At 38.5% G+C, this 418-nt stretch carries 1 protein-coding gene; it reads right to left on the reverse strand.

What is annotated here, in order from left to right; translation table 11 throughout:
- Positions 1-418, reverse strand: a 418-nt coding sequence (locus FCS21_RS17925) for an alpha/beta hydrolase family protein (RefSeq protein ID WP_171035758.1), incomplete at both ends; no start/stop codon positions are given.

Genomic DNA, 418 nt, shown 5'->3' on the forward strand with positions numbered 1-418 from the left:
CAACTGAACTCTGGTTTTTCCGCCGTAAATCCCGTGATTATTGTCTGGGTAAATTTGGGAATCAAATTGTTTATTGGCCTGAATCAAAGCTTCCATCATTTGCATGGAGTTTTGAACATGCACATTATCATCACCCGAACCATGAATCAAAAGGAATTTCCCTTTCAATTTATCAACATGATTTATTGGTGAATTATCATCGTATCCACTTGCATTCTCTTGCGGTGTCGTCATGTAACGCTCCGTATACACACTATCATAAAAGCGCCAGTTCGTTACCGGAGCCACAGCAATTGCCATTTTGAAAACATCGTTTCCTTTCATGATACAATTAGACGCCATAAAACCACCATACGACCAGCCAAATATACCAATTCTAGCTTTATCAACAAATGCGTAATTTCCTAATACTTTAGCA

The sequence above is a fragment of the Colwellia ponticola genome (assembly GCF_005885605.1).
Taxonomy (GTDB): Bacteria; Pseudomonadota; Gammaproteobacteria; order Enterobacterales; family Alteromonadaceae; genus Colwellia; species Colwellia ponticola.